Source organism: Paenibacillus alvei DSM 29 (assembly GCF_000293805.1).
In the GTDB taxonomy this organism is placed as follows: domain Bacteria; phylum Bacillota; class Bacilli; order Paenibacillales; family Paenibacillaceae; genus Paenibacillus_B; species Paenibacillus_B alvei.
Genome location: NZ_AMBZ01000001.1, coordinates 1,224,227 through 1,241,745, shown reverse-complemented (window position 1 = coordinate 1,241,745; position 17,519 = coordinate 1,224,227). Strand labels below are relative to the sequence as shown.

Here is a 17,519-nt window from a genome sequence, read left to right as displayed (position 1 = left end):
TAACCAGTGGGGATTTTGAAAATTAAGACAGCAACTGGCGCTCCAGCTTCCGCGATAAAGCAGATAACGGGTAACAAAGGATGAAATAGAGCAGGAATAACGCTCCGTAAATCAGTACAGCCTCTCCTGTCCGCTCAATAATTTGCTGCCCTGTCTTAATCACCTCTGTTACGCCAATCAGAACGGTGAGCGAAGTCGTTTTTAGGATGCGTGTGTACACGTTAATCGTGGGCGGGATCATGCGCCGCAGCGCTAGCGGGAACAGAATGTATCGGAACAGTTGTACCGTGCTGAGTCCAATCGCTTTGCCCGCCTCCAATTGCCCCTTCGGCAGCGAGACGAGAGCCCCTCGCACGACCTCGCCAATCTCTGTAATTCCCCAAAGAGACAGCACAAGCACTGCACATACCGAACTTGGCATATCCAGATTGAAGAAGATTGGGAGACCGAAAAAGAAAAAACAGCCACACGAGAATCGGAATGGAGCGGAACAATTCCAAATAAACACGGGCAAAGATCCTCACTCCTACCTTTCGAGAAGTGCGCAGAGCGCCGAAAAGAAAGCCTCCAATCGTACTAAGCAGAATGCTGCAGATGGCGATAAGAAGCGTGTGGTATAAACCCTTGGCAAGCTGGGGAAGCGATACAGCAAGCAGATCAAGTCCCGAACTGTCCATGCTGGAACCTCCTTTCCAACCAAGAGAGGACAAAAGATAATGGCAGAAACAACAGCAAATAGAAGGCCGTCATCATAAGCAGCATTTCATAAGTTTTGTAGTACAGCGCAATGTAGTTCGTGGTTGTGTACAAAATTTCCGGAACCGCAACGGCAGACACAACTGTCGTTTCCTTCAACAGAAAAATGAAGTTGGCGAACAAGGACGGCGCGGCAATCCGCAGCGCTTGCGGCAGAACGATGTTGCAGAACAGCTGCCAACGGGACAAACCGAGTGCTAATCCCGATTCGAGCTGGCTCTTGGGAACGGCTTCGATCCCGGCACGGAATACCTCTGTCAAATATCCGCCGCCGAGAAACGTCATTGCCAGTAAGGCTGTGGTGTAGCTGGACATGCGAATTCCGATGCTTGGGAGTGCAAAGTACAAGAAGAACAATTGAATGAGCAAGGGTGTATTGCGAGCCAACTCGATATAAGCACGCACGATAGAAGTGAACACAGGCACTCGAAAATAGCACAAAATGGAGTTGAGCACGGCGACGAGCAGGGAAGCAGAGATGGCCGCTCCAGCAATCCCGATCGTTACTAGGGCTGCATGAATGAAGTCGGGCACATGCTTCAGCATGAAGGTTGTATCAAGTGTCATGTTAGCCAATTCCCTCCCACGGAGTGGGAGGTCTGCTGGTAGCATCTATTTTGCTGTTCAAGCGGTCTCCGGGCTTGATGACAGGAATGTTCGTCTGGATGACATGCGGATACTTAAGGCCTAGTCCGGTATTTATTACAACGACACTGTCACTATCCTGAATCCATCCGCTATCCCGTAAGCGGCGAGCGGCAACTAACGTAGACGCGCCTTCTGGGCAAATGAATGCTCCTTCTAGTTCCGCAATAAGGCGCTGTTCTTCTAGTATTGCGCGATCATCTATGGCAATCGCACAGCCCTCGGTTTGATAGAGGGCATCCAATACGAGGAAGTCCCCGAGTGCCTTCGGTACGTTGATGCCGAACGCAATGGTTGAGGCCTGGGGCCAAAATGTAGATTCAATTTGCCTGTTCTTCCAAGCTTCAACGATTGGAGCACAACCGGCAGATTGGACGGCGACGAATCGAGGAAGCTTGCCTTGAACCCAGCCAAGTGCCAGCAATTCCGTTAATGCCTTATAAATGCCGATGAGGCCAACGCCGCCCCCTGTTGGATAGACGATGACATCGGGCAGCTTCCAGCCGAATTGCTCAACAATTTCGAAGCCTATCGTCTTTTTGCCCTCGATCCGATACGGCTCCTTTAGTGTTGAAGCATCGTAAAGGCCGTCATCGTCGCTGATCGCTTGCGCGACAATTTTGCCTGCATCGCTAATTAAGCCCTTGACCAGATGCAGTCGTCGGGCTCCTGCAATCGTGCATTCGCTGCGGGTAATGGCCGGCGCATCCACAGGCATGACAACCGTGGAGCGTATGCCTGCACGTGCAGCATAGAGTGCCCAGGCTGCTCCCGCATTGCCGTTCGTGGGCAATGCCAGTTCGCGGACCCCCAGCTCCATGGCCTTCGATACGCCAACAGCCGCGCCGCGGGCCTTGAAGGAGCCGGTCGGCAGAAGCCCATCATCCTTTAAGTACAAGTGTGGAATGCTGATTCGTCGTCCAAGCCGAGGCAGGGGGAGGAGAGGGGTGAAGCCCTCCCCCAAGGAGATGATGTTTTGAGCTTGCTCCACAGGGAGCAGTTCATGATAACGCCATAGGCTTGGTTCTCTTGCAGCCAGTTCGGAGCGGCGGACGGATGCTTTCAACTCATCCAGCCGATAGGCTGCAAGTAATGGGGAACCGCAAGCACATAGATGTGCCTGCCTGTGCGGGGGATAACTTGCCTCGCATTTCGGGCAGTACAAGTGGGATATATAACTGAATGACACGGTATGCTCCCCTTTCTGCGGTTGCAGCGATTGTAATAGGGGCCTCCGTTCGTACGGTCAGCAAATTCATTATGCTTTACAAGGTTACATCCAAAGTAGGTAACAAGTTAACCTAATACTAAATGCTGGTAATCCGATTTGTCAACTATGAAATTAGTAATCCACTTCTTAATGGCTCTCGAACGGGTAGGATGATGATTCTGCGCAGGTCAAGCAGGAACAGGCTAGGGACAATATCGTTTTTCGGTCAACCTATCACCTGGATTAATATGGCAAGCGGTGGATGGATGAACAACCTCTGCAATGCGGTCGATTATTTGCCCAAGGAGGAATGGACGTCTTCGAGGCAGTGGTCACAGCTAGTTATCTCGATTCCAATTTGAAGCATAATGAAAAAAGCAGGGGGGCCTATATAAAAAACAAAAATAGATCCCCTGCTTCTCAATAAACTGTTGTATGTAACCGACATTTTCCTCTTTTCACTCAACTTCAATCTAAATTATTCAAATTGACTCAAATACAGGTCTTCTAGATTAGGTTTAACCAGCCTGGATTCGATATTCGTAGGTAGCTTGCCCGCCCCATCTATGAAGCGTACTTGTAAGCCTTCTGGTGTCGTCATAATGTTACTTACTTTATAGTTCGTCTGTATCTGATGGAGTTGATCGATCGAAATATAGTCCTCATATACGTTTCCTTCTAACGTTGTAACAATATGTTGCGGAGTATCTTTTGCGATAAGCTGACCGTTCTTTATCAAAAGGATCTCTTTGGCTATAGACTCAATATCAGAGACGACATGTGTAGCAATAAGTACAATCTTATTTATAGCAATCGTAGAAATAAAGTTTCGCAGTCGAATGCGTTCCTTCGGATCAAGCCCGGCGGTAGGTTCATCTAATATAAGGATTTCTGGGTCATTGAGCAGTGCTTGAGCAATGAGGATTCGCTGCTTCATCCCTCCAGAGTATGTACTTAACCGTCGATCTGCCTCACTAGCTAAGTTAACGGTGTCGAGCAAATGCTCTATCTGTTGTTTGGTTTGCTTGGCTGTTAGACCCTTAAGAGAAGCGATATACCATAAGAATCGTCTTGCTGTAAATTCTCCAAATATTCCTTGCTGCTGTGGCATATACCCGAGAACATTGCGATAGGTACGTCCAAGCTTCCGAATGTGCTGTTGATTGTAGGTTACGGTTCCTTCGTCAGGTCGAAGCTGATCGGTAATCAGATTCATCAGCGTTGACTTTCCCGCTCCATTCGGTCCTAATATGCCATAAATGCCCGGCTTTAGTGTAGCGCTAAAATTAGAGATAGCTGTTTTCTTACCTCGTTGATAATGTTTAGTCACATGCTGTAAAGATAGCTCCATATCGCTTACTCCTTTCGTGTAAACTGTCCATTATAATTTCTCCAACCTAGTACAACGGCCCCAGCGCTTATGACAAATATGCTGCTAAAATAGGCTACTGCCATCATTGTGGCGCTCTCATCGCGAAGGAACGAAGTCAATAGGAACAGTCCATTGAACGTAACAGAAGCAAGCTGTTTGAATCCGATATATGCAAGTGCAAGCGGACTGATGAATATCGCCGTTAGTAGCATTAAACTAAGCGACTGCTTGCGAACGTAAATTGAAAACAACTGGATAACAGGAATAATCAGCATACAACCGAGAGTTTGCAATATGTTTACAAGACATACATATTCGATGATCGACAAATTCCAAGGCAATGCCTCGAATAGCTTCACGCTCTGAATTGATGCCATCCAGTCGATAGCAGGGTAATGCTGAATTAGATTGATATAGATGGGACTGTATATCATCGCTAGCAGAACAAGGCTCGAACAGAGAGCGATTGCTATTTTATATGTGAATAGTCTGCCTCTACCGCTCGCAACAAGAAAATACTGTTATTGCGATAGTCTTGTGTGAAAAGGGGGCTTATCAATGCACATAACAAGGATAGATAGAAAACGCCCTGTACAATATCTCTTGAAGGGCGGTCAAAGAGTTGATCGCTTGTAATTTTATTAACAAAACTAGCAGTATGTCCGGTTTGCGCTTGCACGGCTAACAAATATTGATATTGCTCTTCTACAAGACGGAATGATTTCTCCTTGTCTGAAAATATCTTCCATTCCAATTCTTTGTCTCGATACGCTGATTGTGTAATTTCTCCGTTAGCAACCTTCTGTTTCCACTTTGCTTGCTCACTTCCTAATTGATTGAAGCGTTGTCTTTCCGCTTCCATAAAGGCCTTTTTTTCTGATGTCAGAGGGCCCTGCAAGTTCATCAGATATTGATTATAGATAGCTTCCTCCAGATTGTATGTTCGCGCCTCCGTTTGGATCATCTGCAGAGACATTAAGACTCCGAACCCTAATATGATCCATCCTCTTCCGGTGATCATCAATTTATACCATTCATGAAGGAATAGGCTGTTAGAACGACGAAACCGGAAAGTCCAAATGCGAATTCTTTGCCCCATATTCCCCCATGGAAGATGAATCATCAGGTTGCGCTGAAATGTATACAGCCATAGAGCACCTAATGTGCCGAGAACGATGAATGTTCCGCCCGCTATATAAGACAAGGTTGTTTTAGAAACGGGATAGCCAAACCAATAAATATTGCGGTAGTCGCTAATGAAGTGGAACACATCGAGAAAGGCAACGGGATTGAGATACTTCAAGCTATTCATATATGAATTTGGATGAATCTGCGTGTAACAAATAAAGCTAATTCCGATGAGAACGAACAAAGTCACGTACACCGGAGTCGGACGTTGAGACCCAATAAATAACAAGGTCATCACAATGGCGATAAGCAAGCAAGCGAGAGATTTCAAAATGAGATATTGAATAAGAAATTCGAACACGGTTAGGGGCTGTACCGCGCTTTGGAAAGATGTCATCGACTGAATGTATCGATCCCAATCTCCAAAACCGTATAAATAATAGGCAACGAACAGAATAGACCCATAGAATAATAGGCTTAATAGCAACGTCACAATCGTGAGTGTGCCAAGCTTGACAGCAGCAGTGTCTATTCTGCCACGCCGGGTAGACTGTAATAAAGGCAGAAGACCGGCTTCTCGTTCGCGATGAAAGATATATATGGTGACCAGAAATAGCAGCACTACTATAGTTAAATCCAATGGTATAAAGGATGTGGAAGATACAATCCCTTCTTCAAGGCCGATATAAAGCGGTAAGTGTTGTAGTGGTGCAAAGTCTTTCAACGTTTTGTGAATATTGCGAGATGATGCATTCTCTTGAAAAATAGAGACAGATAACATATCTGTAGCACGCTGCTGCATCTTTTGCATACGTGAACGGTAGTTGTTTATGGCTTCGTATTGTTTTGCGATTTTACTATGTAGTAAGAGGTCACGTTTTAGTATAGTGTTGTCATTCGCATATGGACTGGATAAATACGATGCAACAGCTTCGGGCTGCTGCCGTTTCTTTTCTTCAATTTCCTTCTTCCACTCGGGATTATGAGTTGCAATGACAGCTTCGGATGCAAGCAGCATATAGAATTCAAGTTCTTCTACCTTGCTGCTTGCAGTTTGATGTCCTTCTTGGAAGGGAAGGTGTTGATAGGTTAATTCAACAAGCTGGTAATGCTGCATGTTACGAATAAGTGGTGAATTCTGTTGCCATTCCGTATACGTATACAGGGAAATATTCATCAAGAGCAGGATAGGTACTAATCCAATGAACAATCTCTTTCTCCCTATTTTATACAGCTCGTAGTAGAGTAACCTCATGTTTGTCCCCCACATCGATGTAAGTTGGATTAAAAATGCAAAGGAGATTCAATAAACGGTTGAAAGGAGGCTTTTCCTGTCTCAATCTCGTTTTTATCCAGCAGGTACATTGTATAATTTTCATCTCCTCGATCAATGACAAACATATATCTATCATCACCTACAAAATGATAATGAGGCGAGGAGAACAGCGACATATCCACTTTATGAACCTCTTTTTTGTTCTTGTATATTTTCATTTCGTTAGAAATGTTCTTTGCATTCCTTGCTTGGAACCATACGGGTCGAACGTAGGTGTATCGATCATCAATAAAGTAAGTTGAAATAATAGGAGAAGACTTGATGTCTGTTTCCTGGATGTGTTCTCCCTTCAGATCAGAGCTGTAGATTTTTAATCCTCGTGGATCAGTAATGTCCGAATCATCCTTCTGATCTGCAGGGTAATAGTAATTGAAATACATTCTATTCTTATGAATGGGGCCAAGAGAAGCAAATCCACCGTCCGTCTTTTCCCATAGTGATGACAGTATAGATGTGGCGAGATCGTAACGCAATGCCCGATATCCCTTGTCTGTGAACTCATTCATATAAACTTGTGAACCATAAGGTACGATATCCGTTATGCTCCCTTGTTTGAATTTTCCGCTGTATAAGACTTCAGGTTCTTGGGATAAATTGTCTATCGGGAGGCGGAGCACTTGATACTGTTGTTGGCTATGGAGATCGAAGTCGATAGCTCCATAGTAGATATTGCCGCGATGAATCGCAGTTCCACGCAACATTGCGTTAGGAAATGTCTTTACTACTTTGCGATTGGTTCCATCGAGATTGAGCTGAACAAGTTGAAAGATTGAGGAACCTTCTTTATCTAGACGACTTTCTATCGTATACAAATGTCCTTTATAGTATTGCAATAATTTGGTTTGTAAAGGGTTGATGTTGGCAACATAAGCGTTACAATTTTCATCACTTTTCTCTTTACTGATTAAGCAGGAATGATCGGGGCGGTTATCTAATAGAACGGGTTTCATTGTTGGCTTATCGGCATAATAGATATAACTTCCGTCCAACATATAATATCCATTCTGAGTAGTGGTTACTAGTGCACCTATCCCTTGTGCATGAAACATATAGGGATAATCGGTTTCAGCGTTATATTCATCGTTGAGTGACTGCTCTGATGAGGAGCAACCAGAATTAAGGAATATAAGAATGAATAATATGGGGAGCAAGGTGAAAGACTTGTTCATCGTATCACTCCTAAAATAAGATCAGGACTCTGTTTATAGAGAATCGCTTCATCCATTGAACAGAGTCCTATATCATTAATGCAGCATTGAGATCATGATGGAGTATTAGTACGAAACGCTAGTGTTGTCAGACCAAGAGGCTTGTCCACTAGCTACAAAGTGTGAAGAATATGCTTTAAGTGACGTAGGATTGCGCTTCGTTGCTTTGGCATTTGCACTTACACTTGTTTTGTAGCCATTGTCGGATCCGTAAGCGTAATATACATCACTGATATCGCCCCAACCATATTCATATGTGAGACTAACCTTTTGGAATGCCTGATCCGAAGCTGATGTATATGCACTTGCAGAGTCCGAGCTGATAGTTGTTGATCCATATGTGGTCAAATCACCCACTTTACCACTAGTACTATCGCTTTTCCAAGCAAAAGCTCCAGTAGGCAGCACCAGCATTGCGGACAACACTAAAGCGCTTAGGGCAAAACGTTTCTTCGTTTTCTCTTTCATACAGAATCCTCCTAATCTCAAATATAGTGATTATGCGAGTCATTCTTGATGAAAGGAAGCGATGGTATGTTTTCAATATATGTAATATACTTCCAATGGTAATCTAACATGGTAACATTAATAATGCAATATATTTTTTATGTGAAAGTTTTTATTTTTATATTTTCCCAAAATTAAGTGTAATTTTATATAAAAACCATACAATTGATGAAAACGGTAAGGGTAAATGTAACGAATGTTGATAGTGTTTCTGTTGTGGATATTTTACCATTTTTTATTGACATTGTAACATTATCAGGTCATAAAGGAGCTCTCAAATTTGAAAACTTATTTAAGAGTAAAACAGTTCCTTTTTCCAAATCTCCATAATATTCGCCGAATGCATTGTTTGGTAATAAGGATAGAGCACCATTATTCGCAAGAGCTAATGTTGGTACTGTTTCTTGCCGATATTAGAACGAGATGCTAATGATTGGATGAAACCAATTACGGCAAAAGAAGCTGCTCAATTGTTTTATAACTATTATTCGGGCGACGCAGACACAAACAGATTTACTTCTTGATAACGAAACGTAAATGCTATGGGGTGCCTAGCTTATCACTAGCATGCTTCCAAAATAACGGATTTATCGGCACAAAAATTTATGCTTTCTACAAAGTCGTTCGTAACTATGTCATTTTATACATACTGAACATATGCTAGAATTTTTACGTTAGAGGCGTTATAACGTCGAATCTGGCATTTTTATTTAGTTCCAGTGTAAGTTTTGTAACGTTTACAATTCATAGGGGGTCGTCATCATGTTTAAAAAGTTACAGAACAAGATTATGTTCATTTTTGCATTATTGCTGGTTGCTTCTATGGTCATTCTGCAACTGGCAACTAACTTGCAGATGACTAACAGCTTTAAAGAAGAGCTGGACGAAGTAGGAAGCGCAGAAGCGGTGGCCTTATTGCAAGTTACGGATTTGCGTCTAAATAATTATGCAAAAGATATTTTGCATTTTAGTGAAAATTCTGAAATTAAAGACATTGTAAAAAACCGAGAAAAGCTAACTCCTAACATGATTGAAATGATGAAGGATTATACAAAAATCAATCCTGAAGTATCTGCTATTTATATGGGGAATTCATCGAAGCAGATGTTTGATCCCGAAGCTAATGTATACAAAAAAGATTATGATCCTCATACTCGGCCGTGGTATAAATTGGCTAACGATGACAAGGATAACGTGAAATTCAGCCCTCCGTATAAGGATAGTGTCAGTATGAAGATGAAAATAGCGATCTCTAAGGCCATTGTGGAAAACAACAAGGTTCTTGGGGTTATTTCGCTTGATGTGAACCTGGATCAATTGACAAAGCAAATCAGTGAAACGAATGTAGGATATAACGGATTTGGATTTATTTTGGATGCAGAAGGAAACTCGGTAGTGCTGCCGGATACAGAAGATGCACAAGGAAAAAATCAACGGGGAAGACCTTATGTTGACAAAATATACACTGCAAATGAAAGTGCAGGGAAGGTTAACTATACGGATAAAGGCGAATCGGAAGTTCTGTATTATACGACGTCTGGTCTTACAGGGTGGAAAATCGGTGCTGTCTATCAAGAAGACGAACTGTTAAAGCTCACGAACCATATTAAATACATAAACATAATCATAACCTTATGTGCTATTGTCGTTTCAAATGTTATTATCTACTTTGTCGCCCGCTTCTTTACGAAGCCAATCGTTCAATTGACGGATCAGGTGCAGCTAATGGCTAATGGAGACTTTACCGTGGAAGGGAAGGTAAGTTCGAAGGATGAGATTGGCCAATTAACAGGCCACTTTAATCATATGGTTCAAAGCGTGCGGGAAGTCTTATCCCGCGTGATCGTTTCCTCCGAACATCTCTCGGAGTCGGCTGAAAATCTGAGTGCCGTATCGGAAGAAACAAAAGCGGCAAGCGAAGAAATTGCTCACGCCATGTCGGATGTCGCACAAGGATCGGCAGAGAGCGCAGCAAACCTGGATCAGATGCAGCATGTCACAAGCCAATTGGCCTCGCAGTTTGTATTGGTGGAAAAAACGATGTCCTCCATGCAGGCGAAGTCAAACCAGACGCAGCAGGCAAGCATCGATGGAAAAGAAACGTTGGCAGTGCTGCAAGCGCGCTCCGATGAATCGTTCCGTGAAATTCAATCGATCGAACAAGTATTGAACCTGCTCGTGACCAAAATCAACGACATCCAGGCCGTGGCCGAAATGATCAAAGCTATTTCAGCTCAAACCAATCTGCTTGCTTTAAATGCGTCGATCGAAGCGGCAAGAGCGGGAGAGGCTGGCAAGGGATTTTCGGTCGTCGCCACAGAAGTGCGTAAACTTGCAGAACAATCCGCCAGTTCGACAGAGCAAATCAGCAGCACCATTCAGGGCATTATGGAAGAGGCTGCGAATGCCACTCGGGCGATGAGCCGGACCAAGGAAATCACCTCGGAACAAAATGAGGCTGTGCAGTCGACAGAGATCGCATTTGCAAGCATTCAAAGCTTGATGCAGCAAGTGATCGAGGCGATCAAGGAAATGTCGGGCGAAATACAGACGGCGTCTGAGCTGAAAGAAAACGTGGTTCAGTCCATTGTAAATCTATCCGCAATCTCGGAGGAATCCGCAGCCGCCGCGGAAGAAGTCAGCGCTTCGACACAGGATCAGTTGAAAGCAATCGATACGGTTTCGCAATCGGCGGAAGCTTTAAGTAATTCCAGCAGCGAATTGGAATTGTTAGTGAAGAAATTTAAAATATAGACAATCATTGTGATGTTATGCGGCGGTACGCCGGGATCTTCTATGGACTCGGCGTACCGCCGTTTTTTTATTAGGGGAGCCTTAAGTCTGTATGTTGGATAAATGGAGATGATTGGAGAAATACGGGGGAAGTACATGGTTGGCAGCGGATTGACAAATTCATTAATACCGGGGGATAGTAAATAAAAGGAATCATTCTCTAGCTGTTACATGTAGCTGCTATGCTGTTGAATGTCGATTATAAACTACAAAGTGGTGATTCAATGACTCATTTTCATTATGTAGCCCCTATCTATCGTAAAAGTAGAAAGAAATTCGCATTAATAGATGCTAACGGGAACCGAATAGGTGATATTCAAAGACACTATAATAGTACGCTTCATCATATTGTAGATAATATTTTTAGCGATTACTTAGTTAATGTTGAAGTCTTTGATACGGAAGGTAGGACAATGAGCAAGGCCATTGAAGTTTGGTTTCTTAAAACGATGATTAGGTCGGAGTGGAAAGTAGACTCTAATCGTTTGGGGAAATTTGTACTGAGAGATAAGACGATGATCAAAACAAATCCTTGCATGGAGTTCGCTATCGATAATAAGGTATACTCGTTAAAAAGGGACTTCATGGATCGTACCACTACGTTAAAAAATTCATCTGACAGAGTGACAGCATTGATTACATATGATAGGATCTTTCCTCCTCGGACGTTTACGATCGAGCTTTTCGATGATGAAATGGACATCTATACTTTGTCGTGTATCTTCTATTTATTCTCACTGAGAGATTAAATATACCTGAGCTTATTTATATAAACCAAAACCTTCTGGTGTAGGATTAACGAGAGCCCACCCCACACCATCGCATAGACTCACACACTGCTTTCCTCATACCTTGCCAGTGCCATGGCGGCCGTTTCGCGCATGCGCTTCTGCAGGTATGACCCCTCCTTCACGCGGACGCGCTTGCCGAGAAAACGTATCTTGGACAAGAGGAATTCATGCTCATTCCATGGCAGCCGGATTCGAATCTGGTAGCTGCGTTGTTCCTCATCGTACATTACCTCTGTTTCAAAGCAAGAGAAGGCATACAGGATGCGCGATAGTTCGGAATGATAATCACGGATGACCTCAATCACTGCCTCGGACTTGTGGCGATCGCGTAGACGGGCAAGTTTCGCCAGAATATATTCCGCTTCCGCTGGCGGGATTGATTCTGCTGCCAAAGACGTAATATTGCGCAGCTTGGTGCTCATGAGCCCGCGGTGCTGACGATGGTACCAGAGCAGGTACCATTCTCGCTTAATAATGGAATACTCTAATTTATATGGAAAGCCCTCATGTTCCTCGTTGACACGCCCGCCCTTGATCGCGTAACTGATGCGTATCCCTGTCCCGGAAGAGATGTACCTACGGAGCGGCTTTAGCATCGGATGATAGACATTCTTTTCCTTGCTTTTGGCCTTCTCAATGAGATTATGGGAGGTATCCATGAGTATCTCTGAGGACAGGATTTCATTTAATTTGGTTATCGTATCTTCCAAGAAGGCCTCGCTCGCTGCAGGATGTGCGAGCATCGTCTTCAACCATGCCCGTTCATGAGAGGTAACGACGAATGTTCCCGCTCCTTCGAGACGAGTCAAAATCTGATAGCCAAAGATTTTCTCAAATGGGTTCATAGTAATCAGCGATCTCCTTCCATTCCTCTATCAACTGGTGCCGCAGATATCTGGGCTCCAGCACCTCGCAGCTTGAACCGAAGCTGCGCAGCCAAGGCTTAATCTCTGTAATTCCATTTACCGTAATTTCATATATAAAGGAATGCTCATCTTCTTCGACGATTTCTCCCCACTGCCCTTGCAGCAGCACACGCTGCTTAATGAAGTCCGGGTCTCCCGGGCGAGGGCTGAAGAAGCGGGCACGCACCTTCACGGGACGGCCGGTATCGATGAGCCAACTGTATTGAATCTTCTCCATCAGCGCCGCTGTCTTCATCTGGAACACGTCCTCGGACACAGCATCCGCTTCTTCAATGTGGGTCATGCCCTCCATGCGGAACTTGCGGATACCTTCTCTATCGCTGCTCAGCATATACCATCTGCCATATTGATGATCGTACACGATTTTTAAGGGCAGAGCCTTATGCCAGCTTCCTTCGGCTTCCCGCTCGAAGCGCGGATTCGTCTGCTGTGCGGCATAGCTTTTCTCCGCCTTGGGCGTGAAGTATTGGAATTTCACTCTGCAGCGTTTCTGGATCGCGGCCAATAAGGTAAACAGATGGGCTTCATCCAAAATGCGTGAATGATAATGATATTTATATAAAAAGATGTCGGTAAGATGTTGGCCGTTATGGTCGAGCAGCAATTGCTTCTTCAAGCTGTCCCGCAGCAAATAGCCATGGACAGAAGGCACCTGCGTGTTTGCCATAACATCTACGAAATCGTATAAATCCAGCAGTTCCTCATCCGACAATTGCTGAATGAGCTCATCGTTCAAGCGGAAGCGATATGGGCGGGATGCATTCGCTTTGCGAATGACGCCGACCGATTCCAAATATTTCAGGTCGCTTCGAATTGTCTTCTCATCAGGCATCGGCAGCTCTTCCGGCGTTTTGCCGCAGCATTCATCCATAAGCTCCATAGCCGTCATGGATTGCTCCTGCAGCGCCTCCAAAATAGTCGATATCCGAACCGATTCGGATTCCTTCAGCGACTTGGCTCGAAACAAGAACAATAGGGCGGGATCGGATGAATCGTAATTGCGAGGATGAACAGCTTCCGCCAGTTCCAATTCCGACGCGTGCTTAGACTGTAAATCGGAGGCTGCGGCAACTTCCTTCAGGCGCCGTGCCGTTTTGTCCAAAGTATGTACGGAAATGCCCAGCCGATCTGCCAACTGCTGTCTGTTGAATGCACCTCTCATCAGCATGAGTGTGCGCAAATATTGAATCTCCTTATCGAAGCTCTCCTTCGCCACGTCTAATCTCCTTTCTCCCAAGCAGTTCTCTTTCATTGTATCAGGTAAACATGAGCGGAAGCACGAAATAATCTCGGTAAGTCGTAATACATTCGCCATGTTCACAGCACCGGAAATAAGGGATGATGAATACAGGAAATAACGGGCTCGAGCTTCATGAACAGAGATTTCTAATGTCGAAGCAAATCATGCGTAAAGGGTTATCCGAATGTCAGAAGGAGTGGTCACACATGGCGAATATACGTCAGCAAATTATAGATGCGTTACAAACGATCGAGAAAGAGGAACGAGTACGCATATTGTATGCTTGCGAATCGGGCAGCAGGGCATGGGGATTTCCATCGATGGACAGCGATTATGACGTCCGATTTATTTACGTAAGACCGATGGACAGCTATTTATCCTTATTCGAAAAGCGAGACGTGATTGAGCGGCCGATCAGCAATATGCTGGATATCAACGGATGGGATATGAAGAAAGCATTGTCTTTATTTCGCAAGTCGAATCCTCCTTTGCTTGAATGGCTGCAATCTCCGATTGTATATGCAGAAGCATCGGATGTGGTGGCGCAGATACGTGTCCTATCCTCCCATACCTTTTCGCCGAGATCCTGTATGTATCACTATTTGCATATGGCCAAAGGAAACTACAGGGAGTATTTGCAAAGGGATCAAGTGAAAATCAAAAAGTATTTTTACGTGCTGCGCCCGCTGCTGGCCTGCCAATGGATCGAGCGTTATAACGAGATGCCGCCTATCGAGTTTCCGGTGCTGGTAGATTGGCTCATTCCGACGAACGGTGAACTTCATGCCGCCATTCAACAATTGCTCGCACGAAAGATCGCGGGAGAAGAATTGGATCATGAGCCTAGAATTGAGGTCATCAATGCCTTTATTGAGGAGTCCATTGGGTACTATGAACAGATTGCCGCGCAGCAGCCTGTTGCAGCAGGCGGTTATGATGGACGGCTTGACGAATTATTCCGCTGGTCGATAACCGCATCAGACACAAGGAGAGAAATAGAGATGCGAGAAATACCAGAGAATAGAATAACATTGTAACTGATCTTTAATCATGCGCCGGTCAAGGTGGAGGCAATAGGTAAGAAGGACAGAGTACACTTTTTACCGCTAAAGCAGGCAGAGTTTTATGAAATTGTGCCATAAAGTCTATGGAAAATCATGCTACAGTAATGGTAGACTATGGTTCTCCAATAGATGGAGGAACTTTCAATTTGATAGAGAAGGGAAACGCAAAGATGAAAAGAATGGTACACGCGGGAAAATGGATGCTGGCGGTTGTGCTGAGCATAGGCTTGCTGGGAACCGTAAATCTGCCTGCGGCGTCAGCAGCGCCGCAATCGGACAACGCAATTCAAGAGTATGGATTGCATTCGTTGATCAAGAAAGACGGTACATATTGGGTGTGGGGAAACTTTCAAGCCGTACCGACTCAATTGCATGGAATAGGCCCTGTAAAACGGATCATCGGCTCCTATGTGGTAACGGATGATAAGAAAGTATGGTTCTTAGAGGATGACAACACATCGCCAGAAATCAAAATTCACCCTGTGTCCGGCATCAGCGACATGGTTTATTTCTACGGCGATTTAGCTCTCGATGCGGACGGAAAAGTATACGTCGCTGAGGACGAGGACAACGAAAGCTATAAACATGTTCTATCAGGCTATAAACATGTTCAATTCAAGGAGCTGCCCGGCATCGATCAGGTTGAAGAAATCGTTTTTTCTACTATCCCGGTGAAGCGAACCAAGAACGATGGTTCTTTCTGAAGAAGGACGGTACTATATGGGAAGGGGTAAATAAACGTACCTCTTTTAAAAAAGTTGCTTCTTTGCCTGAGTCGACTCCTACGAAAGTAGAAGGGGTGACGGGGATTCAATCAATTCATTCAAATGGAGAAACGAATCTGGCAATCGATGGTGCATCTCGCCTATGGTTCTGGGGTGCCACAGTGACGGGAATGTCCGATGGCACGAAAAGGCATGACCATCCAAAGCCGATTCAACTAAAGAATATCTCCGATGTGAAAGCAGCGTATATTGTAGAGCGTTCAATCATAGCGTACACAAATAGCGGCAAGGTATATCGTACGTCCATCGATACCGAATCGATGTCAGACAACGCCAAATTTGATCTTGTTGCATCCAATATCAGCTCTCTTAAAGCAGGCTGGCGGCATATAATTATGCAAAAAGCAGATGGCTCCCTATGGGGATGGGGCGTCAATAAGGATGCGGATTTAGGATATGGCGACTACGAGTTCATGCATGAGCAGGCGGTGCCGGTACAACGCGCCGTAGCGCTTGCCTTGAATGGAGAGGCCGTTAAGTTGAACAACGGCGTTGTCATTCGCAAAGATCAGGCCTTTGTCCCTATACGTTCGATCTTCGAGAAGCTTGGCGCCGCGATCAAGTATGATGAAGAAAGCAAGGTAGTCACGATCAGCCGCTCCAATGCTGGCACCGGCAGCGCGGAATTGACCATCGTTGTCAACTATAAGACGGGGACAACGACGCTGAACGGAAAGGAAGTTCAACTGGAAAATAAGCCTTTTGCAATTAAGGGAACCTCTTATTTGCCGCTCCGCTTCATTAGTGAGAAGCTGGGAGCGAAGGTAGACTGGAGTCAGAAGGAAGACAAAATTTCGATTACGATGAAATAGAGAGTATGAAGAGGGGCTTGCTCCGGTTATGGCAATTACCGGTCAAGGCTCTTTTTTATATAATTAGCGTGTTCTCAAGCTTCCTTCTAGAGTCCTTGATACTCTGTTAGATGCAGGTTATGTGCATCTTCTTGTCGAATACATTATTTTCCCTCGGTCGATTCCAGCCAAAACCAAATGTTTAATGAACTACTATTGTAAGGGAAGGCAGGGGAGTATGTGGACAATCTAAAAAACAAAAAATACTTATTGTGGACGATGAACCTGACATTCGGACCATGATCGATATGCTGCTGCGCAAAGAGGGCTATTATCGAATTTATACGGCATCCGACAGCAAATCAGCAATAGCTGTGTGCCGCAGAGACAAGCCTGACATCGCCATATTGGATGTGATGCTTCCAGATCAGGACGGCTTTGCGCTGCTGACAGCCATCCGCCAATTCTCCAGCATGCCGGCGCTGTTCTTGTCTGCGAGGGGCGAAGATGAGGACCGGCTGCTCGGATTAGGTCTTGGAGCCGATGATTATATGGTGAAGCCTTTTTTGCCAAGGGAGCTGATCCTTCGCCTGAACGGCATTTTGAAGCGAGTATATCAGACGCATCAGGAGGATAGCTTGCCGACCTTTCATTTGGAAGGATGCACGGTGGATTTAGAGAGCGCTGTGGTATATCGTAAGGCCGATGGTGCTGGAGAACGTGAGCAGCCGCTGACGGCCAAGGAGCATGCGATTCTTATGAAGCTCTATGAGAATAGAGGGCGTATCGTAACGACTGATGCATTGTTCCAGGCCGGTTGGGGCGATGAGGGCACTAGCTACGAGAATACGTTAATGGTGCATATACGGCGAATTCGGGAGAAGATCGAAGCGGATCCCTCTAATCCCAGCAGCCTGCTAACCGTGAGAGGGCTCGGATATAAGCTTATGGTGAAGGAGCCATAGGA

The 17,519-nt window shown here is 44.9% G+C and carries 15 protein-coding genes and 1 pseudogene; 6 read left to right on the top strand and 10 right to left on the bottom strand.

Annotated elements, in window-relative coordinates; genetic code table 11:
* Window positions 1-22: 22 nt before the first annotated feature.
* From PAV_RS05785 to PAV_RS05750, 8 genes and pseudogenes are all read right to left on the bottom strand, one after another.
* Window positions 23-677: pseudogene (locus PAV_RS05785) on the bottom strand (amino acid ABC transporter permease).
* Window positions 658-1,323: an amino acid ABC transporter permease gene (locus PAV_RS05780; RefSeq protein ID WP_005544277.1), complete on the bottom strand. Its 666-nt coding sequence runs from the start codon at window positions 1,321-1,323 to the stop codon at window positions 658-660. The pseudogene PAV_RS05785 and the gene PAV_RS05780 overlap by 20 nt, the downstream one beginning before the upstream one ends.
* Window position 1,324: 1 nt before the next feature.
* Complete coding sequence (locus PAV_RS05775; RefSeq protein WP_005544275.1) at window positions 1,325-2,590, bottom strand: threonine synthase; 1,266 nt, start codon at window positions 2,588-2,590, stop codon at window positions 1,325-1,327.
* Between the two features lie 499 nt (window positions 2,591-3,089).
* Window positions 3,090-3,962: an ATP-binding cassette domain-containing protein gene (locus PAV_RS05770; protein WP_005544273.1), complete on the bottom strand. Its 873-nt coding sequence runs from the start codon at window positions 3,960-3,962 to the stop codon at window positions 3,090-3,092.
* 5 nt (window positions 3,963-3,967) lie between these two features.
* Window positions 3,968-4,360, bottom strand: a complete 393-nt coding sequence (locus PAV_RS05765; protein WP_157266583.1) for a hypothetical protein — start codon at window positions 4,358-4,360, stop codon at window positions 3,968-3,970.
* Window positions 4,361-4,452: 92 nt separating this feature from the next.
* On the bottom strand, window positions 4,453-6,366 hold the full coding sequence (locus tag PAV_RS05760; RefSeq protein ID WP_005544270.1) for an ABC transporter permease: 1,914 nt from the start codon (window positions 6,364-6,366) through the stop codon (window positions 4,453-4,455).
* Between the two features lie 29 nt (window positions 6,367-6,395).
* Window positions 6,396-7,616 (bottom strand): hypothetical protein, encoded by a 1,221-nt coding sequence (locus PAV_RS05755; RefSeq protein ID WP_005544268.1) that lies wholly within the window; start codon window positions 7,614-7,616, stop codon window positions 6,396-6,398.
* Window positions 7,617-7,721: 105 nt separating this feature from the next.
* The gene (locus tag PAV_RS05750; protein WP_005544265.1) at window positions 7,722-8,123 is read right to left on the bottom strand and encodes a hypothetical protein; all 402 of its coding nucleotides are present in this window, start codon (window positions 8,121-8,123) and stop codon (window positions 7,722-7,724) included.
* An 801-nt stretch (window positions 8,124-8,924) separates the two neighbouring features.
* Between PAV_RS05750 and PAV_RS05745 the strand changes: the two genes are divergently transcribed.
* Both PAV_RS05745 and PAV_RS37510 read left to right on the top strand, forming a co-directional pair.
* A complete protein-coding gene (locus tag PAV_RS05745; RefSeq protein ID WP_005544263.1) occupies window positions 8,925-10,916 on the top strand; it encodes a methyl-accepting chemotaxis protein in 1,992 nt (663 codons plus the stop codon).
* Between the two features lie 221 nt (window positions 10,917-11,137).
* Window positions 11,138-11,704 (top strand): tubby C-terminal domain-like protein, encoded by a 567-nt coding sequence (locus PAV_RS37510; protein ID WP_005544261.1) that lies wholly within the window; start codon window positions 11,138-11,140, stop codon window positions 11,702-11,704.
* Window positions 11,705-11,784: 80 nt separating this feature from the next.
* Here the strand turns inward: PAV_RS37510 and PAV_RS05735 are convergent, their stop codons facing one another.
* Together PAV_RS05735 and PAV_RS05730 are read right to left on the bottom strand one after the other, a co-directional pair.
* Window positions 11,785-12,591: a WYL domain-containing protein gene (locus tag PAV_RS05735; protein ID WP_005544259.1), complete on the bottom strand. Its 807-nt coding sequence runs from the start codon at window positions 12,589-12,591 to the stop codon at window positions 11,785-11,787.
* On the bottom strand, window positions 12,578-13,888 hold the full coding sequence (locus PAV_RS05730) for a helix-turn-helix transcriptional regulator (RefSeq protein ID WP_005544257.1): 1,311 nt from the start codon (window positions 13,886-13,888) through the stop codon (window positions 12,578-12,580). The genes PAV_RS05735 and PAV_RS05730 overlap by 14 nt, the downstream gene beginning before the upstream one ends.
* Before the next feature lie 230 nt (window positions 13,889-14,118).
* Here PAV_RS05730 and PAV_RS05725 point away from each other — a divergent pair, with 230 nt between their 5' ends.
* The 4 genes from PAV_RS05725 to PAV_RS05715 all read left to right on the top strand — a co-directional run bounded on the left by PAV_RS05725 (window position 14,119) and on the right by PAV_RS05715 (window position 17,517).
* Complete coding sequence (locus PAV_RS05725) at window positions 14,119-14,949, top strand: nucleotidyltransferase domain-containing protein (protein WP_005544254.1); 831 nt, start codon at window positions 14,119-14,121, stop codon at window positions 14,947-14,949.
* 197 nt (window positions 14,950-15,146) lie between these two features.
* Window positions 15,147-15,680, top strand: coding sequence for an RCC1 domain-containing protein (locus tag PAV_RS32185; protein ID WP_157266581.1), 534 nt, complete (start codon window positions 15,147-15,149; stop codon window positions 15,678-15,680).
* A gap of 62 nt (window positions 15,681-15,742) precedes the next feature.
* Window positions 15,743-16,573, top strand: coding sequence for a stalk domain-containing protein (locus PAV_RS32180; RefSeq protein ID WP_005544251.1), 831 nt, complete (start codon window positions 15,743-15,745; stop codon window positions 16,571-16,573).
* A gap of 287 nt (window positions 16,574-16,860) precedes the next feature.
* On the top strand, window positions 16,861-17,517 hold the full coding sequence (locus PAV_RS05715) for a response regulator transcription factor (RefSeq protein ID WP_005544249.1): 657 nt from the start codon (window positions 16,861-16,863) through the stop codon (window positions 17,515-17,517).
* Window positions 17,518-17,519 lie beyond the last annotated feature (2 nt).